This window comes from Verticiella alkaliphila (genome assembly GCF_018904615.1).
GTDB classification, from domain to species: domain Bacteria; phylum Pseudomonadota; class Gammaproteobacteria; order Burkholderiales; family Burkholderiaceae_B; genus Verticiella; species Verticiella alkaliphila.
Genome location: NZ_JADCNH010000007.1, coordinates 12,669 through 36,863, shown reverse-complemented (window position 1 = coordinate 36,863; position 24,195 = coordinate 12,669). Strand labels below are relative to the sequence as shown.

Sequence of the window (24,195 nt, the reverse complement as noted above, 5' to 3'; positions counted from 1 at the left end):
GTCAGATGCCCTTGGCGGTCGAGAGCAGCGCGCCGTTCAGCCACAACTCGACGCGCACCTTGTTCTGCCGCGGAAGCAGCACGAGTCGTTCGTACACCGTCACGGTCGAGGCAGTGTCGTCCTGATTCAGAGTCATGAAGACGTCCTGTGACTGGCCGCTCACGCACGCCCGAGGGATGTCTGTGTCGTAAAGCGACGCATTGAAGCCAGCTCCCGCAACCAGCACCGGCGTCTGCGCTATCGAAGGAATGGTGCCCGTCCCGAACTTGCCGAGAGCTGCCCAACGCGATTCGCCCGCGGTCATCCTAGTGCCGGTCGGGCAGTCGTCCCAGTGGATGATTGTTCGCCGCAAGGCAATGTCTCCTGTCTCCGTGCGGCAGGCGGGCACGCTTCTGCCACGTGCCCACTCACGCAGGGCGCGGTCAACGGGGGGACGGCAAGCGGACTCAGTCCGCGCGCCGCGCGGGTCACTCATGCACAGGGCGACTTCGCATGGCCAGTTGTCGGCCAGGGCAGGCGCGGCCGCGCTGAGAGCCAGGGCGACGCCGTAGAGCAGTTTGCGGATCATGTCGATGCTCGTGGTGGGGGTAGGGGAGGAAGTAGCCCGGACTCGACATCCCAATGCCAGTGCGGCATCGCGCTCGTCTCGATAAGCTCAAGGAGCCGATCGCGGTATGCGACGGACGCGCCGGGCGGTGTGACGTAGAGAGCAGTGCTGCTGGGAGAGTCGGTCAGGACGCCGTAGGCGATCGGCACATCAGGCCGGAGGTTGTACCGCTGGCCAAGTACGAAACGCCGGCGTGCCTCGACGAGCTGCTGTTGCACCGCGAGTTCGTACCGGTTGGCGTATGGAAGCCAGCGCTCTGAGACTGACAGCAACGCTGCCTCGCGCAGATGTGGTGTGCCGGTGCGTGTGACGGACACGGTTCCCATCAGGAGGGTGTGACCGTTCTCGTCCGTCTCTCGAAGTTCGAGCTCGGCCCCGAAGCGCTTACGGATCTGCGTGTGAAGCTCTGGCGAGAGCATGAGCGACATGTCCGGCATGTGCTTGATGGCCGCGCGAAAGCCATACCTCGAGGGCAGCAGGTCCTTGAGCTCGCACACGATGAGAAACAGCCGGTTCTGCTCGCCCTGAGTCGCATCAGCAATGTCAGCGCTGCGGCGCGCGATGATCTGGTCCGCACGCTCGGCGTTGTACATCTCAGGCACGAACAGGATCTGGTGCAGGGGAAGCCCCTTGAGCGCCTTGCCTCCGGCAGCCGCCATGATCTGGTGGCGCACAACGCCCCAGTTGCGCTTTCCTGTCATGCCGGGCGCCCACCGCGTGAGCTCGCCCTGGTCGTAGAGATAGTGCAACGTGGCCAGCAGCGTCAGACGTCGGGGGCTGTCTTGCGCATCGCCGCCGCTGGCACTTTCAGATGCCGTGGGCGGAGCGCGGCCGGGAGTTGTTCGAAGGGAGAAGGCAGTGGCGAGCTTGACCTGTCCGCTGGACTCATCCTCCACTATGGCCGTGCCAAGGACTTCGCCTGCGCCGGAGAGCTCTGCCGGCGGCTCGTATGAGGCACAGTCTTGGTGGTGGATCGCGCCGCAGTCCGGCATGCGCTTGACCAGGTAGCGGTCGCCAGCGCGGGCGATGTACATCGGCACGCCTTCCGCTTGGCATAGGCACTGCGGCCGTAAGCGCTTGGTGTGGGCTGCGGCGAGCGCGGCCTGGCCGTCCTGTGTTGACGGGTCGACGATCTTGTTGTCAATCTGGTAGGTGGGCATCTTGTGATCGGCACGGGCGCGCATCGACCCCGGCCTTCAATAGCGGGAGCCGGCGAATGCGCTGAGGGGGCGAGTTGAAGGCGGCCTGACAGGACCGGCCGAGTCTTGGCGTTCTAGAGAGAAGAGAGACTTGAGATCTCAGAATTCAGTCCGAAAGCCTCTGATTTTTCAGATGATTCTTCGGACTACTTTCTGCTGTTATCTCAAATGTCTAATTGCTGGATATCGAGCGCCTTGCAATCGAATCGGCAGGGCACAGGCTTGTAGAGCGGCAGCTATTCAGCAGAGAGCGCTAGGCTGTGCGACCGGCGGGTCAGCTTTGCAAGGCGCCGATTGCGCAAGCTTGCTGTGAGTCGGCGAAGACAATGTTGACCACGATGAGGTCGTCCTCTTCGAACACCTGATAGCAGAGAGCGTTGCCCGGCAGCCTGTGTAACGGCCTGCGTGCCAGGTCTTCCCTCAGCCAACGGGTCATCTGCCCGGACATAGAGAGCGCATCGGCGTGCTTGGTCGGCGGCAAGAACAGCGGCCACACGTGCAGGGAGCCAAGCAGCTTCCGGGTGCCTTGGTGGTGCCAAAAATACAAGGCGCGCGCGATCCCGTCCAATGCTGCGATTGTTGTCGTAGTGCTATCGACATAACGGGGGCAACTAAGCGGGCCGCTTGCTCGCTTATGGCCGCTGCGCGTGACGTGCGCGCCGCGGTGGCCATCAATGGCCACCGCTGCGTGGGCTTGCCGTCTGGCGGCAAGGAGCTCGAAACGCAGATAATCGTCCGCGACCGAGCTCTGAGCAATGTGCTCTGCGCATGCGAAGACTGCCGCGGAGTCTGTGGTTTCGACTTCTCCAAAGGAACATGGATTCTGTAGGCGCAGGAGCCCGGTTGCCCTGGCGTCACAGCGGAAGCACGTTGGAGATCGAGTGGTCGACATCAAGACGTTACTTTGTTCGGAATCCGCGTTCCAACTTCGGATGTCAGCGGCGCAGGCGTGTCGATTCCCAGCCCTCTGATGAGAGTTCCAGGTCCATGGATTCCTCGCGCCCGATGCGTGCCATCGAGCGTTCCACATCGCGAAAAGTCTTCTGCATGATCGGTTGGCTCGCCCAGGGTTGCTCTTCCGTCAGCTTGGCGGTGTAGATCACGCTGGCCTCTGCATACTCGCCGTCCCTCTTCGGGCCCAGCCACTTTACGACCTTCTCCAAGCGCTTCTGGCCCCAGCACAGATGCGAGTCCATCTGATCTTTCGGACCAAATAGGCCCCGCACCGTCGGGCGCTCGACGACGCTTCTCGCCGCAACCTCCGTCAGCGTGTAGCGGAAGCCAGCCGTCATTTGCTCTGTGGCGGTGCCGAACACACTGAGTTGTTGGACCTGCGCGGGCTCTTGCTTGACCAGTCCGGCCGCGCTCAACGCGGCCAAGCGATCAGCCTCGATCGACTTGCTTCCAGCTGGAAGCTCCTTCGGCCAGTGACCAAGATTCACGCATTCCGGACCGAGAGCCAGCAGCGTCGAGTCGACGACTTCGCCGAAGTTCTTGGCGTTCGCGTCAGACTTGCTATCGCACGCTGCTAGACCAAGAGCGCAGCTGGCTGCAATCAGGGAAAAAACGACTTTCAAAACAATGCCTCCGAGAGAGCTGTGAGGTTGGGTTCAAAGAAATGCTGCGTCCGGCTCGGCGCCAACCCCGACTACGGTGATCTCCTGGGCGCTGGCGTCTTGGAAGGCAGCGAGGCTGTCATCAAGGTGGCGAGTGTCGGCGCCGAAAGCCGCCAAGTCGACGTCCTCGGGCTCGAGCGCGAAGGTAATGAACTTGGCGACGGTGGCGGTCACGGCTGCCGCCGACGTGGGATACGCGTTAGCCAAGGCCTGGATGGCGAGGTAGGCATCGCCCGTGGTGCTCACCTCACTGAGCACCTTCACCAGATCGACGCTCTTGCCAGGGCCGGAGACATGTGCCTGGGCGGCATACTCTGCGACGGCGATGCGGGCACTCACATAGCTGCTGTCGCCAGCTGCGGCCAGTGCGCTGGTAAGGAAGGGCGCGATAAAGGTGCTGCGGTCGGCTCCGGCTTGCAACTGCTCCGTCCAGTACGTGGCGCCGCCGACGTCGGGCTCGCGGCCGAGCACGGTGTCGTAGACGAAGCGCACATAGGCGGCGTGATCCAGCGAAGTGCCGTTCTCGCCATTCTCGGCGCCGGCCACGTACATGGCCTTGGCCATCTGCTTCATGGCGTCGGGCTCGCTCATCCCGTTGGCCAGCAGCGTGGCGAGATCGTTGGCCCAGTATGCGAGGCCGGTGTGTTCCGGGGCACGGTCGAAGGCAGCGACGTAGATGCCGATGAGGAATTCGGTCTGGGCGTCGGTGACGCCGGGCAGGGCCAGATCGATGTCGGGCAGCATGGGCGTGCCCAGGCCGGCGTCGAAGATCGCTTCGAGCACATCGGCCGCGCTGGGGCTGGCCGACTCGATGCGCGCGGGCAGCCAGCCGGTGAGAAAGTCGATGCTGGTGATGGTGCCGGTGGACAGGGCAGTGACTAGGGCCGCGCTGTCGGCGGTGCTGGCGTTGGGGTAGAAGTAGGCGATCAATTCCGACGGCTTGACACTGTTGGCTAAGTCGGTGCTTGTATCGATGACCCACAGGGCTGGCGGGTGGCTCGGGAAGGCGTTCTGGTAGTAACCAACATCGCTGATCATCTGACGAATGATGACCTGCATGCTGGCTTCAATCGTCGTGTTGCCTCGCGAGATACCTGCGTCAACTACAGCAGTCCAATCTTTGACCGCTGTCTTGTCCGACGGAAGATAGTTTCGTTGGAACAACTCTATTTGCGTTATGGCTTGGGCACGGGTGAGGGCCATGATGATGTCCGATGAAATGTCAGTGAACGGCGGTCAGTCGGCACTGGTTGCCCGACTTGAGGATGTACGTTGCGGTGGTCTTTCCAGCGCCATAGGCCGCATTGGCGGCACGCTGGCAAAGGCCGTTGGCAGCACTCACGCCTCCCTGGCCAGCTTCGTCGTTGCTAGCGGCGGAGGCGTCAATCGCGCGAACCATATCCCGCCACAGATCAGGCATGTAAGTATTCACGAACGTGCTCCAGTTCAGCCCGGCAGCACTTCCCCCAGCATCATGGAAGGGCCCGTTAGCCGCGGTGCTTGCCCGGCTCCACCAATCGCCTAACCAGTAGCTGTACCCGGAGCTCTCCGGGCATCGCCCTGCAATGCCGAAGCTGCGGTAGTAACTGATCAGTTGATTCCGAAAGGAGTTCTGGATGAGCGTATTGCCTCCGGTGCTATACCCAGCGTCACCGGAGCCGCAGACCATCGCAGAGATTGATTGTGGGATGGGGAACTGCGTCCCTGGCGTGGGGGCAGGCGGTGGCGGAGGAGTGACTGGAGCCGGCGTGGTGCAGGTGCCCGTCCAAGATGACCAGGAAGACCACGTGCCACGCTGAACGGACCCATCCTGGTGTGTGTACACGGGACGGGAGCGTGACCGACGTTGTGTGCCGGTCTGGCCAGAAGGGCAAGCCCGCGACTCGGAGCCGGACTCCGTTGACTGCCGCACGCAGCCTCCCCAGTTCGCCTGGAACGAAAACCCTGACCTACACGCGCCGGGTGGATCCTGCGAGATGATCAGTTCCGCATGGAAGTCGGTAGAGTTGAGCTCGATATCCGCCGTGGATTGAGCGTGGGCGCCGATCGTGGACAAACTAAGCAGGGCGCCGGTAAGTGCGCGTAACAAGAAGGTAATCATCATACGGTTGGCACATCCGGTTCTTTAGGGTTGCCGCTGAAGCAGAGTGCTTCCCTACTTGCGTGACGTGCAAGCGCGGCGGGCTCATCGGCTCTTGTGGAGTGGGGTGGCTGATACCACCAAGTCCTGATCGGCAAAGCGATCTCGTGCGTCGAGCATCGCTCTCACAGGGCTGACGGCAATAGCGATCCATTGGTACGTGGCGTCTGCCAGGCGTACCTTGATGCGGTAGTGGTTCATGTCAGCCTCCGCGCTTCGCGGTCGGCTTCTTCATGATGTCGGCGTCCCAGTCCAGGCCGACGTATGCCGCGAGGCGGCGGCCCTCCTGCATGACGTGCATGCGGCCGGATTGGGCCAAGCGCTCGACGACTTCGAAGGCGGCGGCGTGGCGCGCAAGCGCTTGCAGGCTCTGATGCTCGGTGCGGGTAGGCGTCCAGTGTTCGGGGCGCAGCGTGCCGCTCTTGACGTCCTGGTCGGCCAGCATCTCGCCGCGATACCAGGCGAAGGCTGTGCGCGCGAGTTCCCAGGCGCGCTCATCGACGCGAGCGGTGAGCTTGGGGTCCAGGGCGGGCGCGAGCACGGCGCGCTGCTGCAGCCGAGCCTCCATCTGGTTGAAGGCGTCGATGTAGGCGAGCTTGAAATGAAGGGCGCGCTTGCCGGTGAATCCCATCGCGAGCAGGGTGAAGCCGTCGCGGGTTAGCAAGAAGGCGGGCGAGGATATCGACCCGCCGCCGCTCGGGTTCGGGCGCTCGGCGACCGTCTGGGAAAAATTTCTCTGATGGTCTGCAGGCACGTATGCGAGCAGGGCGCGAATCGATTTCAAGACGTCGTTGTGCGGTTTCCCGAAAAATTCCGCCACGGCCATGCTGGTCGTGACAGCACGATTCTGGGAAACGGAAATGACGGGCTCGGGGCGAGCGCTGTTTGCGGGCACAGACGTGCCGGGTGACGTGGTACCGGTCATGGATGACCCCTGTGTTGCGGTTCTTGAACCGCCTCCCGTCGCCAAACGGGGTGGGCGGACACACGTGGGTTGGCGAACCGGAACACAGGGACCGGCAGGGCCGAGGCCCTCCCACATGGCCCGCCCATAGGGGTGCCACGCTGCGCGCAGACGAAAAGAAAGCCGCGTGAACGGGCTTCAGGCGGCTGCGCGCCTGTGTATCTCGGGTCGCCAAACCCGCCGCCGGTTGTTTACCAGCGAACCCTCACTCTATCGCAAACTGGGGCCTGTTTCAATCCACGCTTGCTTGCGACTTGCACAAGCAGCCTGTCGCGTTGCCGAGCTGGTCAGAGGCCGAAATCGTCGCCCAGGTTGCGCTTTGCGACCAGAGGCTTTTCGTGTGCTCGGCCGTCTAGGGCTAGCTGCGCAACTCGGATCTCATTGGCCAGCTGAGGTACATGCTCTTTCACCGTCGCCCAGACCAGCCGCAGATTGATCTGAAAGTAGCCATGCGAGAGCCTGTTTCGCATGTCATATGCGTTGATCAGCGGGAGCTGCGGGTTCGCCGCCATGAACTCAGGGTGGTGCTTGGCGATGTTGTTCGCAGCTTCACCGACAACCTCGAGGTTTCGGATCACGCCGTCCTGCACCAGCTCTGAGCTAGGCGATAAGAAGGCTGCCTCACTCATCGTCCCCGTGTAGCGCTCGATGCGCGCGCACGCCTGGGTGATGTGCGACAGGTAGTCATCCAAACTAAGGGCGTCGCGACTCATACCGGTTGGGCCTCCCGCAGCACCCGACCGCGCCAACGGTCGGGCAGATCGTCGGGAGTGAGCACATCAACCTCGACGCCAAGCAACTCGCGCAGCTCGCGCTGGATTGCGCCGATGTCGAAGAGGGTGGTGTTGGAAAGGGGATCCACCAGGATGTCCAGGTCGCTGCCGTCCCGATCCTTGCCGTATAGCACTGACCCGAACACTCGCGGATTCAAGGCGCGATGAGAGGCAACAATCCGCCGGATGGCGTCGCGGTGGGCTTCCATCGCTACGGAGGGCTTCATCGAGATCTCCTGGGCTTGGCGGTTGTCGGTATGCCGATCATAGCCGCTCGACGACGCCTTGAGTGCCGAGGAATTCGGGATGCTCGTGGTGGTGGCGTTGCTCATTGCGTCTCCTCCGTTCGGATACTTGCCAGCCCGCGGCTGAGGTCTCGCAGCCGGGTGCGCTGCAGCAGCAGCAGGATCTCCGCTTCGACGATCGCTTCCAGAGGCTCAAGCTCCTGAGCATCGCGGATCCATGCACGCAGCCGGTAGGTAGTGTCTGGACACGCAAGGATCGTCGCGCGCGCTTGGTCGTAGGTGCAGCCGCTCAACGCCTGGTCGAGCGGAGCAAGCAGGGATGGGGTCTTCATGGTCTGTCCTGCAGGGCGCGGGCAGGCCCGCGCCATGTGTTGGCCCTTTAGGGCGTGTAGCGCTGGGCTTCCCGCGCGGCCATCTGGCTCTGCAGGTAGACCTGGGCGCCCTCCAGCATCAGCGAGATCGTCTGCATCGCCAGGTCTGCCGAGGCTGGCTCAGGCGGGATCCAGTCCGCCGCGGAGATGACGCCTGTGCTCAGACGCGGGTCGCGGTTCATCGCTGCGATGTATTCCGACAATGCTCGGCGCGCGATGGCACTTGCGAGTTCGGTCGCGCGGGCGTGGATCTGGGCCTCAAGGTTTGAGACGGCGCTGGAGGCTTTCGAGATGCTCCCGGAGGATGTGAGAGACATGGCTTGAGTCATCAATCTTTCCATTTGCGTGCGCCTGGCGGTCGTCAACGTGACAGCAACACGCGCACTGCATAGATAACGGTCAACCTAGCGTGCAACCCGTCATCGCAGATGCACGTGCCGCCGCGTCGGCGACGCTAAAGGCCACGGTCCATCCGCTTGAACGGGGAGTGGCGGTAACGCTCTGGCGTGTGCGGACGCTGCTGTCCGCGGTGCTGCTCACGGTGCCGCGGACTGTGCCGGTAACCGACACTGAGCCGGTGGTGTTGACGCTTCCGGAGCCTGTCACATTGCCGGCCAAGGTCCCGCGCACTGTGACCTCGCTTCCAGTTGCGGTGGTGGCAACCGTCTGTTGTGCGATCCTGACCCACGGCACCGTGCCGGGTGCGCAGGCAGGCGCTGGGATGACAGCGCCCTGTGCCAAATCAGAGCCGTGCCAGGCCACAACATGGCGGGTGAGCTCTTGCCAGCGGTTGCCGACGCACTGAGCGAGTACCCCGAGCTGCGTGGTGCCGTAGGCGTCTGCCAACGTGCAGGCGCTGCCCGCCACCGCTGCGCGTCTGATGGTAAGCGCTGTGTCCGTGGTGAGGTTGCCTGCGACGTCGAGGGTGTTGTTGAGCCGGACCCGACGTGTGTCGCCGTGGCGGACGAACTGAGAGAGTGATGTCGCGTCGAGGGATGCCACGACGCCGACCAAGCCTTGTGGTTGGCCGACTGCGCCAGCACTCCATGCTACGCCCGCCTGATTGAACAGTGGTCCGCGCAGTTGATTGGGAGCCATCCAGTTGTTGATGCCGAATCCCTGGGTCGACAGCATGACCTGGCCTACAAGGTCGGGTGAGCCTTGGTATGAGGCTGTGTCGTAGGCCGAGCAGTCGGCGGCCGCCGGCAGATGAACACCGGAGTCTTCGCCCACAGGAAGACACGTGTGGATGAGCACCGTCAGGTTGCAATCTGGCCCAGGGCAGGTGCCAAACGGTTTGATCTTGACCACGACGGCGCCGCCGAGCGGCGGTCTGTCGGGCAACGACGGCGGAAGGAATGCGAGGGCCCGGAGTGTCGCCGGATCCGCGCTGCGCCAGGTGGACCGGAATGTCGGGTCGGGATGCGTGGCCGCTCGCAGATTGTTGGCGAGGGCTGTCATCGCAGCATTCGGTGTGGGGTAGGTGCCGGCCGGCGCTGCACTGGTGTCGACTCGGTGCAGGAGGTCATAGTGCGTCGTGATGCTTTGCAGCACGGCACCGCGCATGGTCAGCAGATACGCGCCTGTGGCTTGCGCTTTGGCGTCCAGGGTGCCCTGCAGGAACACCCGGCCTGCCGCAACGGCGGCCAGCGCCAGCAAAGCACCGACGATGGCGACCTCGATCAGGGTGAAGCCCCCATGTCGACGGCAGCGCTTGGACGATCGGGTCATGCAGATCTCCTTCTGCGGCCGGGCATGTTGCGTGTGCGACCGCCCGGCACGCATTGTTATCGGCTCACGAAGACGAAGGTGTTGTTGTCACCGGCCACACACTGCTCCTCCGCGGCCACCGCGTTGTATGCGCCGGCCTCGTTGTTGGTGCCGAGAGCCTTGACCACCGTACCGTTGATGGACATCTGATCGGACATCTGCTGCATGATGCTCGCCAGAGACGGGCAGGCCGCTTCATTCACGTTCGTGAGAGTCAGCGCGAAGGCGCTTCCAGCCCCCCCGCCGGCGAGCGTTGCGGGAGCAACCGTGAGGACCCCATTCGTGCCGCTTCCTTGGCCGCCCAGGCGATGAGCGATGACACTGGTGTCCTCGTTTGCCTTGACCACGCTGCTGGTACGGAGTGCCTTCACGAGGTTGTTGGCGTTGTTGATGTTCGCGAATGGCGTCGGGCCGCCACCCTCGGCCGAGGCCTTGGTCCGCGCAACGAAGCGTTGCAGCTCGCCGGCCACCTTGGGCGCGCGGTTCTCGATGACGAACCCGTTGATGGCCGGCAGACCGATGATGGCCACGATGATCAAGATCACCGTGACGACGCCGACCTCCACCAGGCTGAAGCCGGCCTGTTTGCGCAGACGGAGAGATTGAAGGAATGCAGGGGCGTGCGAGTGCGATTGGCGCGATGCCATGAGATGAAACTCCGAAGGATTGAACTGCGATGGGCGAAGGCCCGATGGGTACTGGCGAACTCTGGGGTCAGCCGAGCAACTTCATGATTGCTACGAGCTCTTGCTGCACGATCGTGTGCCAGAGCGCGATAGCCACAATGGCTATTACCGAGCCAAGGGCGAGTGTCCAGCGCAACACAGCTGCACGCCGACGTACCTGGGCAAGCAAATGCGTCTCCGTACGTTGCCGAGCGAGTTGCATGCCTTCATCCATGCCACGTGCGTGGATGACATCCTCAAGGTAGTAGACGGTCTCTCGTTCAAGTAGGCCGGCATCGAACGTACTCGCTCCGATGTTGCTGTCGTCCACGCGACTGAGCAGTCGGTCCAGATGGTGACGCAGATACTCAGTAGCTCCAGCCTGCTGCATCTGCAGCGCGGCCCGCAGCTGTAGCGACGTCGAGCCACGTTGTCTGAGCACGATTGCCAGCGTCGACAGAAGTCGGATCGAGCACATCTGTCGGTACAGGCGCCAGATGCCGAATCGATCCAGGTAATCGCGAAGAGGGCCTGTGAGCGTGGTGACCGAGCTGGCGATCAGCCACACCAGAACTGCGGTGCCAGCTACGACGTATGGCGCGTATCGCTGCAGCCAGTCGGCAAAGCCGAACAAGCGTTGTGCCGACGCGCCATATCGCTCCGGGGGGACGTGCCTGAAGACCGATTGCAGCTCTGGTACCGTGAACAGCGGGATGGCTGCCAGCAGCATCACGAGCGCTGCGGCGCATACCGCGCCGACCAAAACGGTGCCGACGAATTCCATGCGGGCGCGTGTCGTCAGGCGTGTGAGGTTGGCGAGCTCCCGCAGGCCCTCCGCTAGCGCCGCGTGCCCGGCCTCTTGCAACGTCGCCAGAACCGCGACATCAGCAGCGGGAAGCGTGCCTGCGAAAGTGCGTGTGAGATCGCCATTGTCATCGTAGCGATCAGCCCAGTGAGCGCTGAGTATGCCGCGTGGCGTACTGCCATAGCGGGCGGCATCAGCCAGCATGATCTGTCGCAGAGTGAGCTGGCCCCCGGTGTGACCCAGGAGATCCGCCAGGTACTCGTAATAGTCCGCGCGGTGACCACGGAATCGGTGTGCGGCGAGGCGGATCCCGATTGCGCCGGCCCTCATGTCGCCTGACGCCGGGAGCGTTCCACAGTTTCGAAGGCCTGGAACCTGGGCTCAATTTCGCGTGGGTCGATCTCGCCCATCAAAGCTTTGTAGACCGCGCACTCCATTGCTGATTTGCCTTGCATCTCGGGTGAGTCGAACGTTGCGGCGCGCTGGCTTGCAGCCAACGTCATGAGCTGCAGGGCGTCCCCTTCGCGGATGGCACGGAGCATATGCACGTCCAACGACGGTTCGATCATCTCGGCGACTACCGTTCGACCGGCGAAGCCATTGAGCGTAGGCAGATCCGGGTTGCGGCAGTGCCCGCAGCCCTCTGAATTGCGTACGCGCAGGCCTGACGTGTCGACCTGGTACAGCCGACGGATGCGATCGGCATAGGCATGCCAGTGATCGCCGTCATGGTGCCGGCCGTCTAGACTCTGCCCCCCCGCGAAGAGATTGCTGAAGGGCAGCGCGCAGTTGCACAGCCTTGGCAGCAGCGCCTGATAGACCAGAAGCTTCAGCACTCCCGGCGTCGCCAGTAGATCGCGTGACACCCCCAGGAAATCGCTCGCCAGCCGTTCGGGGATGAGGGCGGCTCCCCCGACGTGGACGGTGGTGTAGACGTTCGTGCCGGAGCTGACCAGATCCATCCAAGCCAGCGCCGTTTCCTGATCGCGGATCTCGCCGACTAGCAGGTCCGTCATGGCCGAGCGCTTGACGGTGCGCAACTTGGCCCCGAACGGGTTCTCGCCGCCGGTCAGCGGGCGGCTGACTGTCGACTGTAGGGCGTTGGGGATGGCCGTCTCAACGGGATCTTCCAACGTGATTGGCTTGCGCGAATCCGGTAAGTCGGCCAGCAGTCGGGCTATGGTCGTGGATTTTCCCGATCCGACAACGCCCGACAGGATGATGGCACCACCCTCGGAGTTTTGCGCCCTGCGCAACAACGCCACCTGCGATGGCAAGTATCCGAGGGATTCCAGGGTCACATCGGATGCGGTCTTGTCCAGGCGCAGCAATCGCAGGCATACCGACGCACCAGCATCGATAGCCAGCGATGCCCAGCGCAGCATCACCGGAACGCCGTCGACGACTTCGTGGAGCCGGCCCTGCTGCTCGGTGCGAGGGTCGAACACCGCGCCCGTGCCGCCGCTGACGTCCATCCAGACCACGTTTGCCATATCTTGGAGTCGAGCGGTAGGCATGCGCCATCGAGATGGGTGCAGGTAGCGTCCCATGATGGTGAACGAGACCTGAGACTCCACTTCGCGCAAAGCCAGGTTGAGGTGAATGTCGGAGGCGGCGTGGGCCAGTGCCCAGCGAATGATGTCAGTGAACGCGCCACGCACGGCTGAGCGATCGCGGCTCCCGGTTCCATTGTCCGTGCGCGCTCGCAGGCCGCCTGCATCGATGTGCTCGCGCTCCAGCGTAAGCAGCAGAGTGGGCGTGATCATGACCACGCGGGTATCGAGCGCCGGCTGGGCGCGTCTGACCGCTTCCTTGATCGCCGCGAGTGGATCGCTGCGACCGTACTCAGGCGTGCACAGCACGATGAGTGAGCCATCCTCAAGCTCGGCTGGGCACACGTGTGGTGCAAGCCGCTGGCCCGACAGATCGACGCGCAGACGGCGGTACGCAGGCTTCAGGCTGTGGAGATCCGCGAGGCTGCTGAGCAGGGTCGGCCCATCGGTATCGACGGAGTGTGTGGAGGGAGCAGAGGTAAGTATCTGGCGCAATGCGCTCATGGATGCCTCGCTGTGGGTTGGCAAAGTGTGGAGCTGCCGGTGATGCCATCGAGCACCGCGCAGGGCGGACGCAGGGCGCTGAGGCGGTATCGCTGGCCGCGGTGGTTGGCGTACCACTGCCCAGGTCTCAGGGTTATGCGGTCACCCGCGATCACAAACTCGGCAGACAGCACACTATCAACTCCATAGATGGCCAGCAGGCGGGGTGCGGCCACAGGGGAAGCGTCCGTGTCGTCGGCTGCCGGGTCGCGGGGGGGCGATTCGACCGCGGGGAGGTCGGCCCGCGGCGCCACTTCCCCTCTTCCTGCTCGCAAAGCCTTCTCAGCGTCCAATTGCAGAAGCTCGCTCACGAGGGCTGCGGCGGGAGCTGGAGGCACTGCGACCAAGTCCGACGCTCCGGCCATCCCGCAGATCATGGTGAGCGCAACGAGTGCGCTAATCCGTTTCATAGATTGTTCCTGTGAGCGTCGCGGTCAGCGCGCTCCGTTGTAGGGTGGGTGTGGCTTCATCCAGCACGTGCAACTGGACTTTGGAAATCCTCGCTTGGGGCCAGATCGGAGCCAGCGAGAACGAGCGCAGTGGGCCGGTGACGTCAAAATTGCGCGTGCGTGGCAGCTTCACGCCGCTCTGATGTGCCGGAGGCGGCTGGTACTGTGTGCCATCGGGCAACCAAGTGGGTGCAGGCTGTATGGCCGCCGGCTGCGCCTCACGTGTTGCAACGCCTTCCAACGCGGGTAGCAACTGCTGCCAACTGGTCCATCCCCATGACGGCGTGCCTGTGGCTGCCAGCGTGGTAGTCACTCGTCGAGCAGTCCAGCGCGCCTCTACGAGTGCCAGGTTGGAGACATCCAGGTCCCAGCCGGGTGGCGCTGCGGCGACAGCGTCGGCATGCGTGCCCAGCGGCCCGCGCCGAAAGCGAGCCTCGCATGACCACTGGCTCGCAGTGGCCGGTGTGCATGTCGCGCTATGCAGCGGCCAGCGTCCCAGCGCGAGTGGGATGCTCAGCAGGGCGTCGTACAGCGAGCTCAGCCCTGGCTGCCCGTCGACGACGGTGCCCGCCTGCCAAGCCGCCACGGCATCGCGCCAGAGTTGGGCGTCATCCGGGCGGCTGGCTTCGCGTGCGGCACGCTCCTGTTGCTGTTGATGGTCTCGCCAGGTCGTCCAGCCGGCATTGAGCAGGGCCAACGCGGCAGCGCCGGCGAGCAGCCAGCGCAATCCCACAGGCACCGCGGCCAAGGTCAACTTCGACGGTTGGAGGGTCGTGTCCGCCGTGAGGTGATCGGTGATGACGCCGGCGGGCAGCGGCTGTGCCGTGCCATCGCCGTACGCTTGCAGGTCCGGGTGCATGTCGTGCAGGGCGGCCACCGCAGCATCAGCTTCGAAGTCGCTCGCGTAGATACGGTCGCCACCCATAAGCACGGCGCCGTTGTGCGCGGCACCCACCCAGACGCGGCCATCCTCCCAGCGCACTCGTACCGCGCGTGTGCCTGTCGGCATCGCGCGAGCGATAGCTGCGGCGGGGGAATGGAGGGCGCTGCCTGCCGCATCACGGCCCTTGAGTCGCACAGTGCCCACAATGTGGCTGCGAGGACCGCCTCGCACGTAATGGCTAGCCTTGGCCCGTCGAGCCGAGCGCCTGGCCAGCCTGTCAAGGTCATTGCCAATGACAACGTTCCAGGCCAGGCCGAACACCAGCGTGCGGCCGTCGGGTAGCGTCTCGGTGACGTAGGGCGATGTCATTACATACCCTCTTCAGGCAGAGCCGTCACGATCACCAGGGTGTAGGTGTGCTGCGACTGTGCTTCGTTGCCGCCGCCCAGCAGCATGGGCGCGTCGCGATCTGCCCGTCGGCGGCGAGCGCTGTCGGATTCCTGGCTGAAGCCGGCGACGATGATCGGCTGACCAGGCCGCAGCTCGACCTGCTGGGTGACGCCGCGGCCGGTGATGCGGGGCTGCTGCACAAACGAACCATCAGTGCCAAGTTCCTGGCGCTGCAGCTCGACCAAGCGGGTGTCGTCGTAGGCCAGGGTTAGCAGGACTTGGCCGTCGTCCTGGGCGTCAGGGACCAGGGTGACGAACGTGCCGACCGTCTCCTTTTGTTGATTCGCCGTGACCGTGGGCGCCGTGCTGTCCGACGTGCTCTGGGTCTGCTGCAGGCTCTTGATGTACTCGAACGAGTCGCGCACAGCGTAGGTCACTGGCCGGCGATTGAGCGTGAGCACCGGCATGCTGGTGCGCCGCACAATGGTGCCGATCTGAGAGAGCGCTTGCAGGGTCACGCTGGAGCCAGCCCATTGCCCGGAGCCGATAGATGCGCCCAGCGACGCGGCGCTGTCGGAGGCGCCGATTTGGGTTGCTGTGCCCAAGCCGACGGCACCGGTAGCCCGTCCAGCGCTTGTGAACACCAGATTCCAGTCGATGCCCGCCTTGTCCACGTCGTCGCGGGTCAGCGTGATCTCATCGATCACCATGCGCACGCGGCGGGTCAGCGCGCGATTCTCGGCTTCCAGGTAGCGCGCGACCTGGTCGAGAGCATCTTTGGTGTCCGTGGCCACGATGATGTTGCTGGCGCCCTCAGGTGCAACGACCGAGCCCGCGCGGTCAGGAACTGTTCGACTTTGGCAACGACCGCGGCCAGCGTAGGGGTGTCGCTCGAATCCGAAGTGAAGCGGCTACGGCTGCGGCTCTCGAAGGCGCCGCCGCCAGAGTCCGCGTCGCCACCGCCCTGGCTCGCCAGACCCAGCTCGAGTTCTGTCTGCGCGGCTAGAGCGAGGGCCCGCACGTTGAATTGCCGGGTCTCGGTGCGGTAGATGACGATGGCGCCCAGCTCAGCGTCGTAGCGCCAGTAGGTGCCCAGGCGCAGGCTCACCATGTCCAGGACGTTGGCGAGAGGGGCTTCACCATGCGGCAGGAGGGCCGGCGCCGAAGCGATCCGCGGGTTGGCTTGTCCAAGCGCAGGGATGAGCGGGCCGGCCTGGCGGTCGGTGGGCAGGTCGTAGCGAAATCCCGGGAAGTGGACATCGGCCACTTGTGCTGTGCCAGCGTCTTGCTTCGCATCGCCTGCCAGGCGCGGCAGGAACCGATCGCGCGGCAGGATTGCGTCCGGCGTGACTTGGACAGGGATGCCCGTGGCGCGCTGAATGCGCTCGGCGACAGTGAGCAGGTCCCCTGTGCTGTCGGCGAAGAGCAGCGTGGTGTTGACGTTGGCGCGTAGCGGCGCCGGCAGCGTCACCTCGCGGGCGAGTGGAATGGCGGGTCCTGCGATCCACGGGCGCTGCACGTGGCTGCCCAAGCTGCGATAGCTATCCGCTACACCTGCACGAAATTGCGCTGAATCCACGGTGAGCGTGGTTTGGGTGGCGTTTCCCATGTCGCTGACCGCGGCCACGCGTTCGAACGACGCGCAGCCGGACAGGATCGTCGTCAGAGCGACGAGGCTGAAGGTTTTGGTGAGCACGAAGGGCCTCTCAGGGACGGGCAGGCGATGCAGTGCGGTCGCACAGCTCGTTGTAGGGAAGGACGCGCAGCACCTGGTTGCCGTAGAAGCACGCGCGCAGCGGGGTGCGGGACAGGCTCGTGGCAGCAGCCAGATCCTGGACAGCCTCCACGAAATCGCCATGGAAAGTTGCTGAGGCCGCCACGGTGATATCCGCTGGCAGGGCCCACTCGGCCGGGCCGAACGTCCAACCAGCCAGGCGCGCCCAGCGCTGTAGCGTCTGGCGTACGGTGACGTCGGCCGGCGATATGGACCAGGTCATCGAGGCGGGTTGCGGGGAGCCAAAGGCGTCGGCGGGTTGCGTATCGGCATGCGCAGGCGCCAGCATGCCGGCCGCGAGGAGCGCGGCCGCCAGGAGGGGTCGTTTCATGGGAGGTCCAGAGACGCGGCGAGTGCCGCGGGAGACAGGGGACTGTCGGGTCCGAGAAAGCAGGGCAGGCTGAAGCTCAGCGAGAACGTTGCCCCAGCCGTTCCTGTAACGATGTTGGTGGTTCGGCCGATGGCCGACCCGCGCAAGGCTTAAAATTGCGGTGAAGTTCGGCTTTGGGGCCGCTGACGCTCAGATCTGCGAAGGAACAGTGTGGGTCAGCAAGTCACTTCGCTGCGCTCGGACCGACAAAGGATTCTCCCGTTCGGCCCCATTTTTGCCCCAGATATCCCGGTAGCCCGCGTGAATACTAGACGGCCGATTCCTTTCACCGGCACCATCAGATTGCAACGTGTGGATCCGCCAGGATCCGCCTCTGGTCATCCAGCGTCCATCGCCAACTCCCCATGACCCCCGAGATCAAACCCGAGCAGTCCATCGAACTGCTCAAGGCCCTGCACATCCTCACCCGCGACGGGAAGATGAATCAGGACAGCCGGCGCAAGCTCAAGCAGGTCTATCACCTCTTCAACTTCATCGAGCCGCTCCTGAAGGGCTTGAAGGAGGAGGGTGGGGATATCTCGCTGGTGGACCATGGCGCGGGCAAGTCGTATCTCGGGTTCATCCTCTACGACCTCTTCTTCAAGGCGTTGAACGACGGCTCGCACATCTACGGAATCGAGACGCGCGAGGAACTGGTGCAGAAGTCGCGCGAGCTCGCGTCGCATCTGGGGTTTGGGCGGATGTCGTTCCTGAATCTGTCGGTGGCGGATTCGATCACGTCCACGGCGCTGCCCGAGCGCATCGACGTGGTGACCGCCTTGCATGCGTGCGATACCGCCACGGATGACGCGATCCGCTTCGCCCTGCAGAAGCACGCCAGGCACATCGTGGTGGTGCCCTGCTGTCAGGCCGAAGTGGCCGGCGTCCTGCGTCGTTTGAAGGGTGGCATGCTGGCTTCTACTGCCTTGAGCGAGATCTGGCGGCACCCGATCCACACGCGTGAGTTCGGCAGCCAGATCACCAACGTGCTGCGCTGCCTGCAACTGGAGGCGCACGGCTACCAGGTCACGGTGACGGAGCTGGTGGGCTGGGAGCACTCCATGAAGAACGAGCTCATCATCGCCACCTACAAGGATCTGCCGCGCCGGCGTCCGGCCGAGCGGCTCCAGGAAGTGTTGAAGAGCGTGGGGCTGGAGGAAATGGGCGAGCGGTTCTTCACGGAATCGGGAGCGTGTCGGGCGGACGCCTGACGCCGTGGACGTGGGTTTGTGCGTTCGGGGGCATCGTCACCGCGGCGCACGCTCGCCCAGCACCGCCTGCAGCGCCGCGAGATCCACCGGCTTGACCAAGTGCGCGTCGAAGCCGGCCTCGGCGGATTGCTGGCGGTCGGCGTCCTGACCCCAGCCGGTCAGGGCGATGACGGTGGTGTGTTGCCCCCAAGGTTCCTGACGCAAGCGCTGGCAGGCTTCGTGGCCGCTCATGTCGGGCATGCCGATGTCCATCAGGATGAGGTCCGGGCGCAGCTGGGCGCCCAGACGCAATGCCTGGGCGCCGCCGTAGGCGGTGTGGACCTCGTGGCCCTCGAGGGTGAGCAGGGTAGCCAGGGATTGCGCGACGTCGGCGTTGTCGTCCACGACGAGGATGCGGCGGGGGGTGAGGGGCGTGTGCGTCGGGCCACGTGCCACGGCAACGTTGGCCATCGCCGCCAATGGCAGGCGCACGACGAATTCGCTGCCTTGGCCTAGGCCGGGACTGTTCGCGCGCACGCTGCCGCCATGCATGTCCACCAACTGTTTGACCAGGGTGAGGCCGATGCCCAGGCCGCCCTGGGCGCGGTCCCGCGAGCGGTCGACCTGGGTGAAGATCTCGAAGATGCGATCGAGCTCGTCGACAGGAATGCCGCCGCCATTGTCGCGCACCACCACCTCGACATCGTCCGCCGTCTGCGTGACCTGAACGTCGATCGCGCCCCCAGCGGGGGTGTATTTGCAGGCGTTGGTGAGCAGGTTGCCGAACACCTGGGTGAGGCGCGCCGGGTCCCCAAAGAGATGCACGGGGCTGTCCGTCAGGCTCAGGTGCAGCGTATGGCCGCGCTCCGTGAGGAGGGGCTCGCACACGTCGATCGCCTGCTGAAGAATGGGGTCGAGCGTGAGGGCTTCATGACGCAGCTCGAGTTTGCCGCGATTGATCCGGTTCACGTCCAGCAAGTCGTCGACGAGGCGCACGAGCTGCTGCAGCTGTCGCGCCATCACATCGCGAGACGCCCGCATCTGCCTCACGTCGGTCTCGGCGCGTTTCTGGACTTCGAGCATGTTGCAGAGGGGCGCGAGCGGATTGCGCAGCTCGTGGGCCAGCATCGCGAGAAACTCGTCCTTGCGCCGCCGCTCCTGGGCGAGTTCCTGCTCCACCTGATGTCGCTCAATGAGCTCGGCTGCCTGACGGGCCAGAAGATCGATGTAGCGCAGGGCGGCGGGCGTGGGCCCGCCCAGCCAGTCGTAATGGTTGTTAAGCATCCCGAGCAGCCGCCCGTCCCGGCTGACCAGCGGGGTGCACTGGATGGAACGGATGCCTTCGCGCTGCACGATGGCTTGGCCCAGCGTGTCTTCGAGATCGTCCAGATGCTCGACATCCGGCACGACGAGGCGCTTGACCTGTTTGGCGGCCTCGCCGCAGCTGACGTCCCAGCCGTCGTCCTTGAAGTGTCGAATGAACTGCTCGCTCAACCCCTGATGCACGACGATGCGCAGCTTGTCACTGGTAGAGTCATAGACCTGAACATTGCCTTTGTCCGTCCCGGAAATGTCTGCTGCGGCGGCCAAGATCTTCTGCAGCAGCAGCTCGAACTCGCCGGGGCCGACCAACTCCGCGCTCAGTTCCTGTAGGCGGTTGAGCGCATACATTTCGTTGCGAATATGCGCCTCGGTACGGTCGCGTTCCACGACGATGCTGGTGGCAAGCGCGCCGAATTCGGCGACGCGGCGCTCCCATGGGTCGGGCCGGCGCGCCTCGGACAGGCACAGAAAGAACGAGCCGACGGCTTTACCGCCGGTGCCCAGAGCAGGGTGGGAATAGCAGGCACGGATACCGTTCGCGAGGCACAGGGCGCGCCAGGCAGACGACCACTGGGCGTCATGCTCGATGTCCACGCATTCGAACGGGCGACCTTCGTGGATTGCAGCGCCGCAGGCGCCGATCAAGGCCACGCCGATCGGCAGGCCGCGAATCGCCTCGGAGAACGCCGGCGGAAAGTGCGAGGAGTAGCCCTGCGCCATCATCGTGCGATCGGCGCTGGCCAACAGGACGCAGGCTCGCGTATTGGGTGCGAGGCGGGCGACGGCATCGGTGAGCGCGTCCAGACAGTCACCCACGGGCGCACCCGACGCAATCATGAGCAAGGCTTTACGCTGCTCCTCGTCCAGACGGCGAACGCGGCGGGCCAGGGTGGACGTCGGCGTCACGGGCAACCTCCTGTCGAATCGACCGAGCGTGAAGGCGGCGGGCTTGCGCAACGCAGCCGGTGCAAGGGGCGACCTGACAACCGAGGCTCGATGGAAGCGACCATTGCGCTGGCATGCTCGCACACTCCGTCTGTCGGCAAATGACCACATGTATCCAGATGCCTCTGGACACACCCTCGCCTTGCTCGACAGTGAGCGGCGAGTGGACTCGTGCTCGTGCTGCCTGCACGCAGCGGCTCAACGGCGCAAGCGGCTTCTACAGCTGGCTTTCGATGGGCAACCAGCGCAGCACACTGACGACCGCGCGTTGCCAGCGTGTCGTCTCCGGCTCCTGCGCCAGACGCCGTGGCGGCTCTTCGCGTTCGTCCAACCACACGACACGTCCGTCTTCCAGCGCCACGCCGTAGCTCTTCTCAGGCCCCGCATAGCGCTGATACAGGGCCATGACCTCCTGGGCCAGTTCGCGGTGGCGAAAGCGCACCCCCATCTCCGTGTTGAGCCGCACGGAGCGTGGATCGAAATTGAATGAGCCCACAAAAGCGGAATCATCGTCGACCACGTAAGCTTTGGTGTGCAGGCTCGCGCCGCTGGAGCCGAAGAGACTGGAGCCGGAGGGCCCGAAGGGCATCAGCTCGCGCAGCACGATGCCCGCCTCCAGCAGCGGCTGGCGATAGCGCAGATAGCCGCTGTGCACGGCGAGCACGTCGTTCGAGGCGAGCGAATTGGTCAGGATCTCGATGCGGATGCCGCGCTCGGCCGCCGCGCGCAGGGCCTTCTCGCCGTCCGCGCCCGGCACGAAGTAGGGCGAGATCATCGTGAAGGCATGCTGGGCCTCGGCAGCCTGGTCGGCGATCTGGGCGATGAGCCAGTCGGCCTCGTCGCGGCTCTCGCCGAACGCCTTTTCGGGCGGGTCGGACACGACCTGGGCTTCCTTTGTCCAGTGCAGGCGGGCCTTGCCCTGGACCAGATCACGGACCGTGGCGGACTCGGCGATCTGACGCAGGTAGGGGCCTGCTTCCTTCTCGCCGGCCTCGGCCGTCCACGCGCCTGAGCTGGCCTGCAGTGGCACCACCTCCTCGCCGTCGACGAGCGCTTCGACCGGCAGGGCGCCCTTGCTGTTCCAGAACGCGTCGAAGATGGCTTCGGTCTGCGGCACGGCGGGGCCGACGATGGCCAGGTCGGCGTCGAGGAAGTTCATCTGCTGATCGGCATCGAAATACTCGTTGCCGACGTTGCGCCCGCCCACGATGGCCACGCGCCCGTCCGCGATCCACGCCTTGTTGTGCATGCGACGATTCAGGCTCACCGCGCGCAGCAGCATCTCCACGGCGCGTCCGATGGAGCCTCCGCGATTGCGGGTGGGATTGAAGAGCCGCACCTCGACGTTCGGATGTTGGGCGAGCGACATCAGGCTCAGCTCGGTGCCATGGGCGTTGATGTCGTCGACGAGCAGTCTGACCCGCACGCCGCGCTCGGCTGCCCGCAGCAGCTCCTGCAGCAGCAGCCGGCCGGTGAGATCGTCATGCCAAATGTAGTACTGCACGTCCAGACTGCGCTCGGCCGCGCGTGCGCTGACCGCACGAATCGCGAAGGCATCGGCGTTGTCGCTGACCAGGGCAAGCCCGCTGTGGTCGGGGTGGGCCTGGAGCAAGGGCGCGATCGCGCGGTCGAGCCGGGTCTGGGCAGGCTGTACCGGGATCGCGCTGGACGGTGGGCCCAACGCGCCTTGGGCAAAATGGCTGTAGGCCAGCAGCGCGAGCAGCGCTGCCACGATGAGCACCACGAGCACGATGAGCGTGCGGCGAACGAAACGGCGCAACGGCGTCTCCAAGAACAATCGGCACCGTGACGAGTGCGGTGGCTCCACGCTTGCCCCGGACATGGTCGAGCCGGCATGACGCACCGTGCAAGGCTTCAGCGCCGGAAGGCGGCGAGGCCGTAAGCATATTTCAGACCGGGGTGTCCGGGTGGCCCCCCGGGCAGGTTCGTCGTTTGCGTCGGTGGGGCCGTTCAACCGCATTCAGGAGCGTACCGTCATGCACCGTTGGTTCTCTGTTCTCGTCGTCGCCGCGCTGCCGTGGGTGGGCCAGGCTGCCGAGTCCACCGCAGACCGGGGCCCTGCGCCCAGCGAGCAGCACACCGCCTGCATGGAAAAGGCTGGTGGGGTCACGGCCGACATGGTTTCCTGCATCACGGCCGAGTACGAGCGTCAGGACAAACGGCTGAACGATGCCTATGCCGCAGCGCGCGAACGTGTCGGCAAGGGGCGTGATGCCGCGCTGCGCGACGTGCAGCGTGCGTGGCTGCACTTTCGCGATCTCAACTGCGACTTCCGCAACGATCCGGACGGCGGCACCTTGGCTCGCGTCGAGGCCAACCATTGCATGCTGTCCATGACAGCCGCCCGCGCTGACGAGCTCGAAGGCATCGCCAACCGTCCCTGAGGGGCGCTCGGCCAGGACGAGCGACTGGACATGCCGCCCGGCCGTGGCCTGCGCGCGAGAGCGGCGTCAACACACTTCTGCGCTTTTAAAGTTCCGTAGCTCGGCAGGCCCATGTACCATGGCCTTCTGCACGGCCTCGTTTGCCGCCCGGATCTCCCGTGCGGCAGGGGCCTCACTCCCGTGCCGCGCGCACGGAACGCCCACCATGATGCCCACTTTCGATATTCAACCGCGCATTCTGGTGGTCGATGATGAGCCGTTGAACCTCGAAGTTCTCAAGCTGCTGCTCGAGGAAGACTACGAATTGTTGTATGCGCGCGACGGTGAGCGCGCGCTCGACATCGCGCGTCAGCAACGTCCGGATTTGATCCTGCTCGACGTGATGATGCCGATGATGAGCGGATACGACGTCTGTCTCGCGCTCAAGGCGGACCCGTTGACCCGGCACATTCCGGTGATCTTCGTCACCGCCATGACGGATCACCGCAGCGAAGCCCAGGGCTTCGAAGTCGGGGCGGTGGATTACATCTCCAAGCCCGTGAGCCCTGCGGTGGTGCGCATGCGTGTGCGCACGCACCTGTCGCTGGTCCGCGTGGACGAGTTGCGAGAGACGCGGCTCCAGGTCGTGCAGCGGCTCGGCCGGGCCGCGGAGTACAAGGACAACGAGACCGGGCTGCACGTCATCCGGATGAGCCACTACGCGTACCGGATCGCGCTCGCGGCCGGGTGCAGCGCTGGCGACGCCGAGGATCTCCTGCATGCCTCGCCCATGCACGACGTCGGCAAGATCGGGATTCCAGATGCCATCCTGCAGAAGCCAGGTCGTCTGGACGCCGAAGAATGGGCCATCATGAAGCGCCACACGGAGATCGGCGCCCACATCATCGGCGAAGAGGCGGGCGGCCTGCTCGGCATGGCCCGGCGCATCGCCATCGCCCACCACGAGAAGTGGGATGGCAGCGGCTACCCCTATGGCCTCGTCGGGATGGCCATTCCCTGGGAGGCGCGCATCGTGGCGCTGGCTGACGTCTTCGACGCCCTGACGAGCGTGCGCCCCTACAAGCAGGCGTGGTCCGTGCCAGACGCCGTGGCCTTGATCCGCGATGAGCGCGGGCGGCACTTCGATCCGCGCTTTACTGACGTCTTCCTGAACCACCTGCCCGATCTCCTGGAGATCCGCTCCCGCTGGACCGAGCCTGCCGCCGCGTGAGCGTG

Annotated in this window: 25 protein-coding genes; 3 read left to right on the top strand and 22 right to left on the bottom strand. The window is 64.7% G+C overall.

Features of this window, described 5'->3' with window-relative positions:
* Position 1: 1 nt before the first annotated feature.
* The 20 genes from IMZ29_RS07075 to IMZ29_RS06980 form a co-directional block, all read right to left on the bottom strand.
* Positions 2-568: a hypothetical protein gene (locus tag IMZ29_RS07075; protein ID WP_216182133.1), complete on the bottom strand. Its 567-nt coding sequence runs from the start codon at positions 566-568 to the stop codon at positions 2-4.
* A complete protein-coding gene (locus tag IMZ29_RS07070; protein WP_216182130.1) occupies positions 565-1,767 on the bottom strand; it encodes a DUF1173 family protein in 1,203 nt (400 codons plus the stop codon). Before IMZ29_RS07070 ends, IMZ29_RS07075 begins: the two co-directional genes overlap by 4 nt.
* 313 nt (positions 1,768-2,080) lie before the next feature.
* A complete protein-coding gene (locus IMZ29_RS07065) occupies positions 2,081-2,302 on the bottom strand; it encodes a hypothetical protein (RefSeq protein ID WP_216182127.1) in 222 nt (73 codons plus the stop codon).
* Positions 2,303-2,741: 439 nt separating this feature from the next.
* Positions 2,742-3,383 carry an SEN1982 family lipoprotein gene (locus tag IMZ29_RS07060; RefSeq protein ID WP_216182124.1) on the bottom strand — a complete coding sequence of 214 codons (642 nt, stop codon included), beginning with the start codon at positions 3,381-3,383 and terminating at the stop codon, positions 2,742-2,744.
* 33 nt (positions 3,384-3,416) lie between these two features.
* Positions 3,417-4,625 (bottom strand): DUF4214 domain-containing protein, encoded by a 1,209-nt coding sequence (locus tag IMZ29_RS07055; protein WP_216182121.1) that lies wholly within the window; start codon positions 4,623-4,625, stop codon positions 3,417-3,419.
* 19 nt (positions 4,626-4,644) lie between these two features.
* Complete coding sequence (locus IMZ29_RS07050) at positions 4,645-4,854, bottom strand: hypothetical protein (RefSeq protein ID WP_216182118.1); 210 nt, start codon at positions 4,852-4,854, stop codon at positions 4,645-4,647.
* A gap of 753 nt (positions 4,855-5,607) precedes the next feature.
* Positions 5,608-5,763, bottom strand: coding sequence for a hypothetical protein (locus IMZ29_RS07045; RefSeq protein WP_216182115.1), 156 nt, complete (start codon positions 5,761-5,763; stop codon positions 5,608-5,610).
* Between the two features lies 1 nt (position 5,764).
* Positions 5,765-6,487, bottom strand: a complete 723-nt coding sequence (locus IMZ29_RS07040) for a Rha family transcriptional regulator (protein ID WP_216182112.1) — start codon at positions 6,485-6,487, stop codon at positions 5,765-5,767.
* A 326-nt stretch (positions 6,488-6,813) separates the two neighbouring features.
* Positions 6,814-7,239, bottom strand: a complete 426-nt coding sequence (locus tag IMZ29_RS07035) for a HepT-like ribonuclease domain-containing protein (protein WP_216182109.1) — start codon at positions 7,237-7,239, stop codon at positions 6,814-6,816.
* The gene (locus tag IMZ29_RS07030; protein ID WP_216182440.1) at positions 7,236-7,526 is read right to left on the bottom strand and encodes a nucleotidyltransferase family protein; all 291 of its coding nucleotides are present in this window, start codon (positions 7,524-7,526) and stop codon (positions 7,236-7,238) included. The genes IMZ29_RS07035 and IMZ29_RS07030 overlap by 4 nt, the downstream gene beginning before the upstream one ends.
* A 101-nt stretch (positions 7,527-7,627) precedes the next feature.
* Positions 7,628-7,876, bottom strand: coding sequence for a hypothetical protein (locus IMZ29_RS07025; protein ID WP_216182108.1), 249 nt, complete (start codon positions 7,874-7,876; stop codon positions 7,628-7,630).
* A 47-nt stretch (positions 7,877-7,923) separates the two neighbouring features.
* On the bottom strand, positions 7,924-8,232 hold the full coding sequence (locus tag IMZ29_RS07020; RefSeq protein WP_216182106.1) for a hypothetical protein: 309 nt from the start codon (positions 8,230-8,232) through the stop codon (positions 7,924-7,926).
* Between the two features lie 82 nt (positions 8,233-8,314).
* Entirely contained in the window at positions 8,315-9,646 is a 1,332-nt protein-coding gene (locus IMZ29_RS07015) for a prepilin-type N-terminal cleavage/methylation domain-containing protein (RefSeq protein WP_216182104.1), read from the bottom strand.
* A 56-nt stretch (positions 9,647-9,702) separates the two neighbouring features.
* Positions 9,703-10,332 carry a type II secretion system protein gene (locus tag IMZ29_RS07010; protein ID WP_216182102.1) on the bottom strand — a complete coding sequence of 210 codons (630 nt, stop codon included), beginning with the start codon at positions 10,330-10,332 and terminating at the stop codon, positions 9,703-9,705.
* A gap of 67 nt (positions 10,333-10,399) precedes the next feature.
* Complete coding sequence (locus IMZ29_RS07005; protein ID WP_216182100.1) at positions 10,400-11,359, bottom strand: type II secretion system F family protein; 960 nt, start codon at positions 11,357-11,359, stop codon at positions 10,400-10,402.
* Between the two features lie 122 nt (positions 11,360-11,481).
* Positions 11,482-13,212: a GspE/PulE family protein gene (locus IMZ29_RS07000; RefSeq protein ID WP_216182098.1), complete on the bottom strand. Its 1,731-nt coding sequence runs from the start codon at positions 13,210-13,212 to the stop codon at positions 11,482-11,484.
* Positions 13,213-13,647: 435 nt separating this feature from the next.
* Complete coding sequence (locus IMZ29_RS06995; protein WP_216182095.1) at positions 13,648-14,952, bottom strand: hypothetical protein; 1,305 nt, start codon at positions 14,950-14,952, stop codon at positions 13,648-13,650.
* Complete coding sequence (locus IMZ29_RS23225) at positions 14,952-15,767, bottom strand: type II secretion system protein GspD (protein ID WP_216182092.1); 816 nt, start codon at positions 15,765-15,767, stop codon at positions 14,952-14,954. Before IMZ29_RS23225 ends, IMZ29_RS06995 begins: the two co-directional genes overlap by 1 nt.
* Positions 15,698-16,669 (bottom strand): hypothetical protein, encoded by a 972-nt coding sequence (locus IMZ29_RS06985; RefSeq protein WP_216182089.1) that lies wholly within the window; start codon positions 16,667-16,669, stop codon positions 15,698-15,700. The genes IMZ29_RS23225 and IMZ29_RS06985 overlap by 70 nt, the downstream gene beginning before the upstream one ends.
* 10 nt (positions 16,670-16,679) lie before the next feature.
* On the bottom strand, positions 16,680-17,078 hold the full coding sequence (locus IMZ29_RS06980; protein WP_216182085.1) for a toxin co-regulated pilus biosynthesis Q family protein: 399 nt from the start codon (positions 17,076-17,078) through the stop codon (positions 16,680-16,682).
* A 404-nt stretch (positions 17,079-17,482) separates the two neighbouring features.
* Between IMZ29_RS06980 and IMZ29_RS06975 the strand changes: the two genes are divergently transcribed.
* Positions 17,483-18,328 carry a class I SAM-dependent methyltransferase gene (locus tag IMZ29_RS06975; protein ID WP_216182083.1) on the top strand — a complete coding sequence of 282 codons (846 nt, stop codon included), beginning with the start codon at positions 17,483-17,485 and terminating at the stop codon, positions 18,326-18,328.
* Positions 18,329-18,364: 36 nt separating this feature from the next.
* On the opposite strand, the gene IMZ29_RS06970 is transcribed toward IMZ29_RS06975, so the two are convergent.
* Both IMZ29_RS06970 and IMZ29_RS06965 read right to left on the bottom strand, forming a co-directional pair.
* Positions 18,365-20,536 carry an ATP-binding protein gene (locus IMZ29_RS06970; RefSeq protein WP_371820149.1) on the bottom strand — a complete coding sequence of 724 codons (2,172 nt, stop codon included), beginning with the start codon at positions 20,534-20,536 and terminating at the stop codon, positions 18,365-18,367.
* 256 nt (positions 20,537-20,792) lie between these two features.
* The gene (locus tag IMZ29_RS06965; RefSeq protein ID WP_216182081.1) at positions 20,793-22,355 is read right to left on the bottom strand and encodes a phospholipase D family protein; all 1,563 of its coding nucleotides are present in this window, start codon (positions 22,353-22,355) and stop codon (positions 20,793-20,795) included.
* 217 nt (positions 22,356-22,572) lie between these two features.
* Between IMZ29_RS06965 and IMZ29_RS06960 the strand changes: the two genes are divergently transcribed.
* Positions 22,573-22,980: a lysozyme inhibitor LprI family protein gene (locus IMZ29_RS06960; RefSeq protein ID WP_216182079.1), complete on the top strand. Its 408-nt coding sequence runs from the start codon at positions 22,573-22,575 to the stop codon at positions 22,978-22,980.
* Positions 22,981-23,188: 208 nt separating this feature from the next.
* Positions 23,189-24,190 carry an HD-GYP domain-containing protein gene (locus IMZ29_RS06955; RefSeq protein WP_216182434.1) on the top strand — a complete coding sequence of 334 codons (1,002 nt, stop codon included), beginning with the start codon at positions 23,189-23,191 and terminating at the stop codon, positions 24,188-24,190.
* Positions 24,191-24,195 lie beyond the last annotated feature (5 nt).

Bases quoted from the DNA above. Each gene is read 5' to 3' on its own strand.
- IMZ29_RS07030 (WP_216182440.1), bottom strand. From the start codon at position 7,526: ATGAAGCCCTCCGTAGCGATGGAAGCCCACCGCGACGCCATCCGGCGG.
- IMZ29_RS07020 (WP_216182106.1), bottom strand. From the start codon at position 8,232: ATGTCTCTCACATCCTCCGGGAGCATCTCGAAAGCCTCCAGCGCCGTC.
- IMZ29_RS06975 (WP_216182083.1), top strand. From the start codon at position 17,483: ATGACCCCCGAGATCAAACCCGAGCAGTCCATCGAACTGCTCAAGGCC.
- IMZ29_RS07070 (WP_216182130.1), bottom strand. From the start codon at position 1,767: ATGCCCACCTACCAGATTGACAACAAGATCGTCGACCCGTCAACACAG.
- IMZ29_RS07040 (WP_216182112.1), bottom strand. From the start codon at position 6,487: ATGACCGGTACCACGTCACCCGGCACGTCTGTGCCCGCAAACAGCGCT.
- IMZ29_RS06955 (WP_216182434.1), top strand. From the start codon at position 23,189: ATGCCCACTTTCGATATTCAACCGCGCATTCTGGTGGTCGATGATGAG.
- IMZ29_RS07045 (WP_216182115.1), bottom strand. From the start codon at position 5,763: ATGAACCACTACCGCATCAAGGTACGCCTGGCAGACGCCACGTACCAA.
- IMZ29_RS07035 (WP_216182109.1), bottom strand. From the start codon at position 7,239: ATGAGTCGCGACGCCCTTAGTTTGGATGACTACCTGTCGCACATCACC.
- IMZ29_RS07025 (WP_216182108.1), bottom strand. From the start codon at position 7,876: ATGAAGACCCCATCCCTGCTTGCTCCGCTCGACCAGGCGTTGAGCGGC.
- IMZ29_RS07075 (WP_216182133.1), bottom strand. From the start codon at position 568: ATGATCCGCAAACTGCTCTACGGCGTCGCCCTGGCTCTCAGCGCGGCC.
- IMZ29_RS06995 (WP_216182095.1), bottom strand. From the start codon at position 14,952: ATGACATCGCCCTACGTCACCGAGACGCTACCCGACGGCCGCACGCTG.
- IMZ29_RS06960 (WP_216182079.1), top strand. From the start codon at position 22,573: ATGCACCGTTGGTTCTCTGTTCTCGTCGTCGCCGCGCTGCCGTGGGTG.
- IMZ29_RS07000 (WP_216182098.1), bottom strand. From the start codon at position 13,212: ATGAGCGCATTGCGCCAGATACTTACCTCTGCTCCCTCCACACACTCC.
- IMZ29_RS07010 (WP_216182102.1), bottom strand. From the start codon at position 10,332: ATGGCATCGCGCCAATCGCACTCGCACGCCCCTGCATTCCTTCAATCT.
- IMZ29_RS06980 (WP_216182085.1), bottom strand. From the start codon at position 17,078: ATGAAACGACCCCTCCTGGCGGCCGCGCTCCTCGCGGCCGGCATGCTG.
- IMZ29_RS07015 (WP_216182104.1), bottom strand. From the start codon at position 9,646: ATGACCCGATCGTCCAAGCGCTGCCGTCGACATGGGGGCTTCACCCTG.
- IMZ29_RS07005 (WP_216182100.1), bottom strand. From the start codon at position 11,359: ATGCTGGCTGATGCCGCCCGCTATGGCAGTACGCCACGCGGCATACTC.
- IMZ29_RS07055 (WP_216182121.1), bottom strand. From the start codon at position 4,625: ATGGCCCTCACCCGTGCCCAAGCCATAACGCAAATAGAGTTGTTCCAA.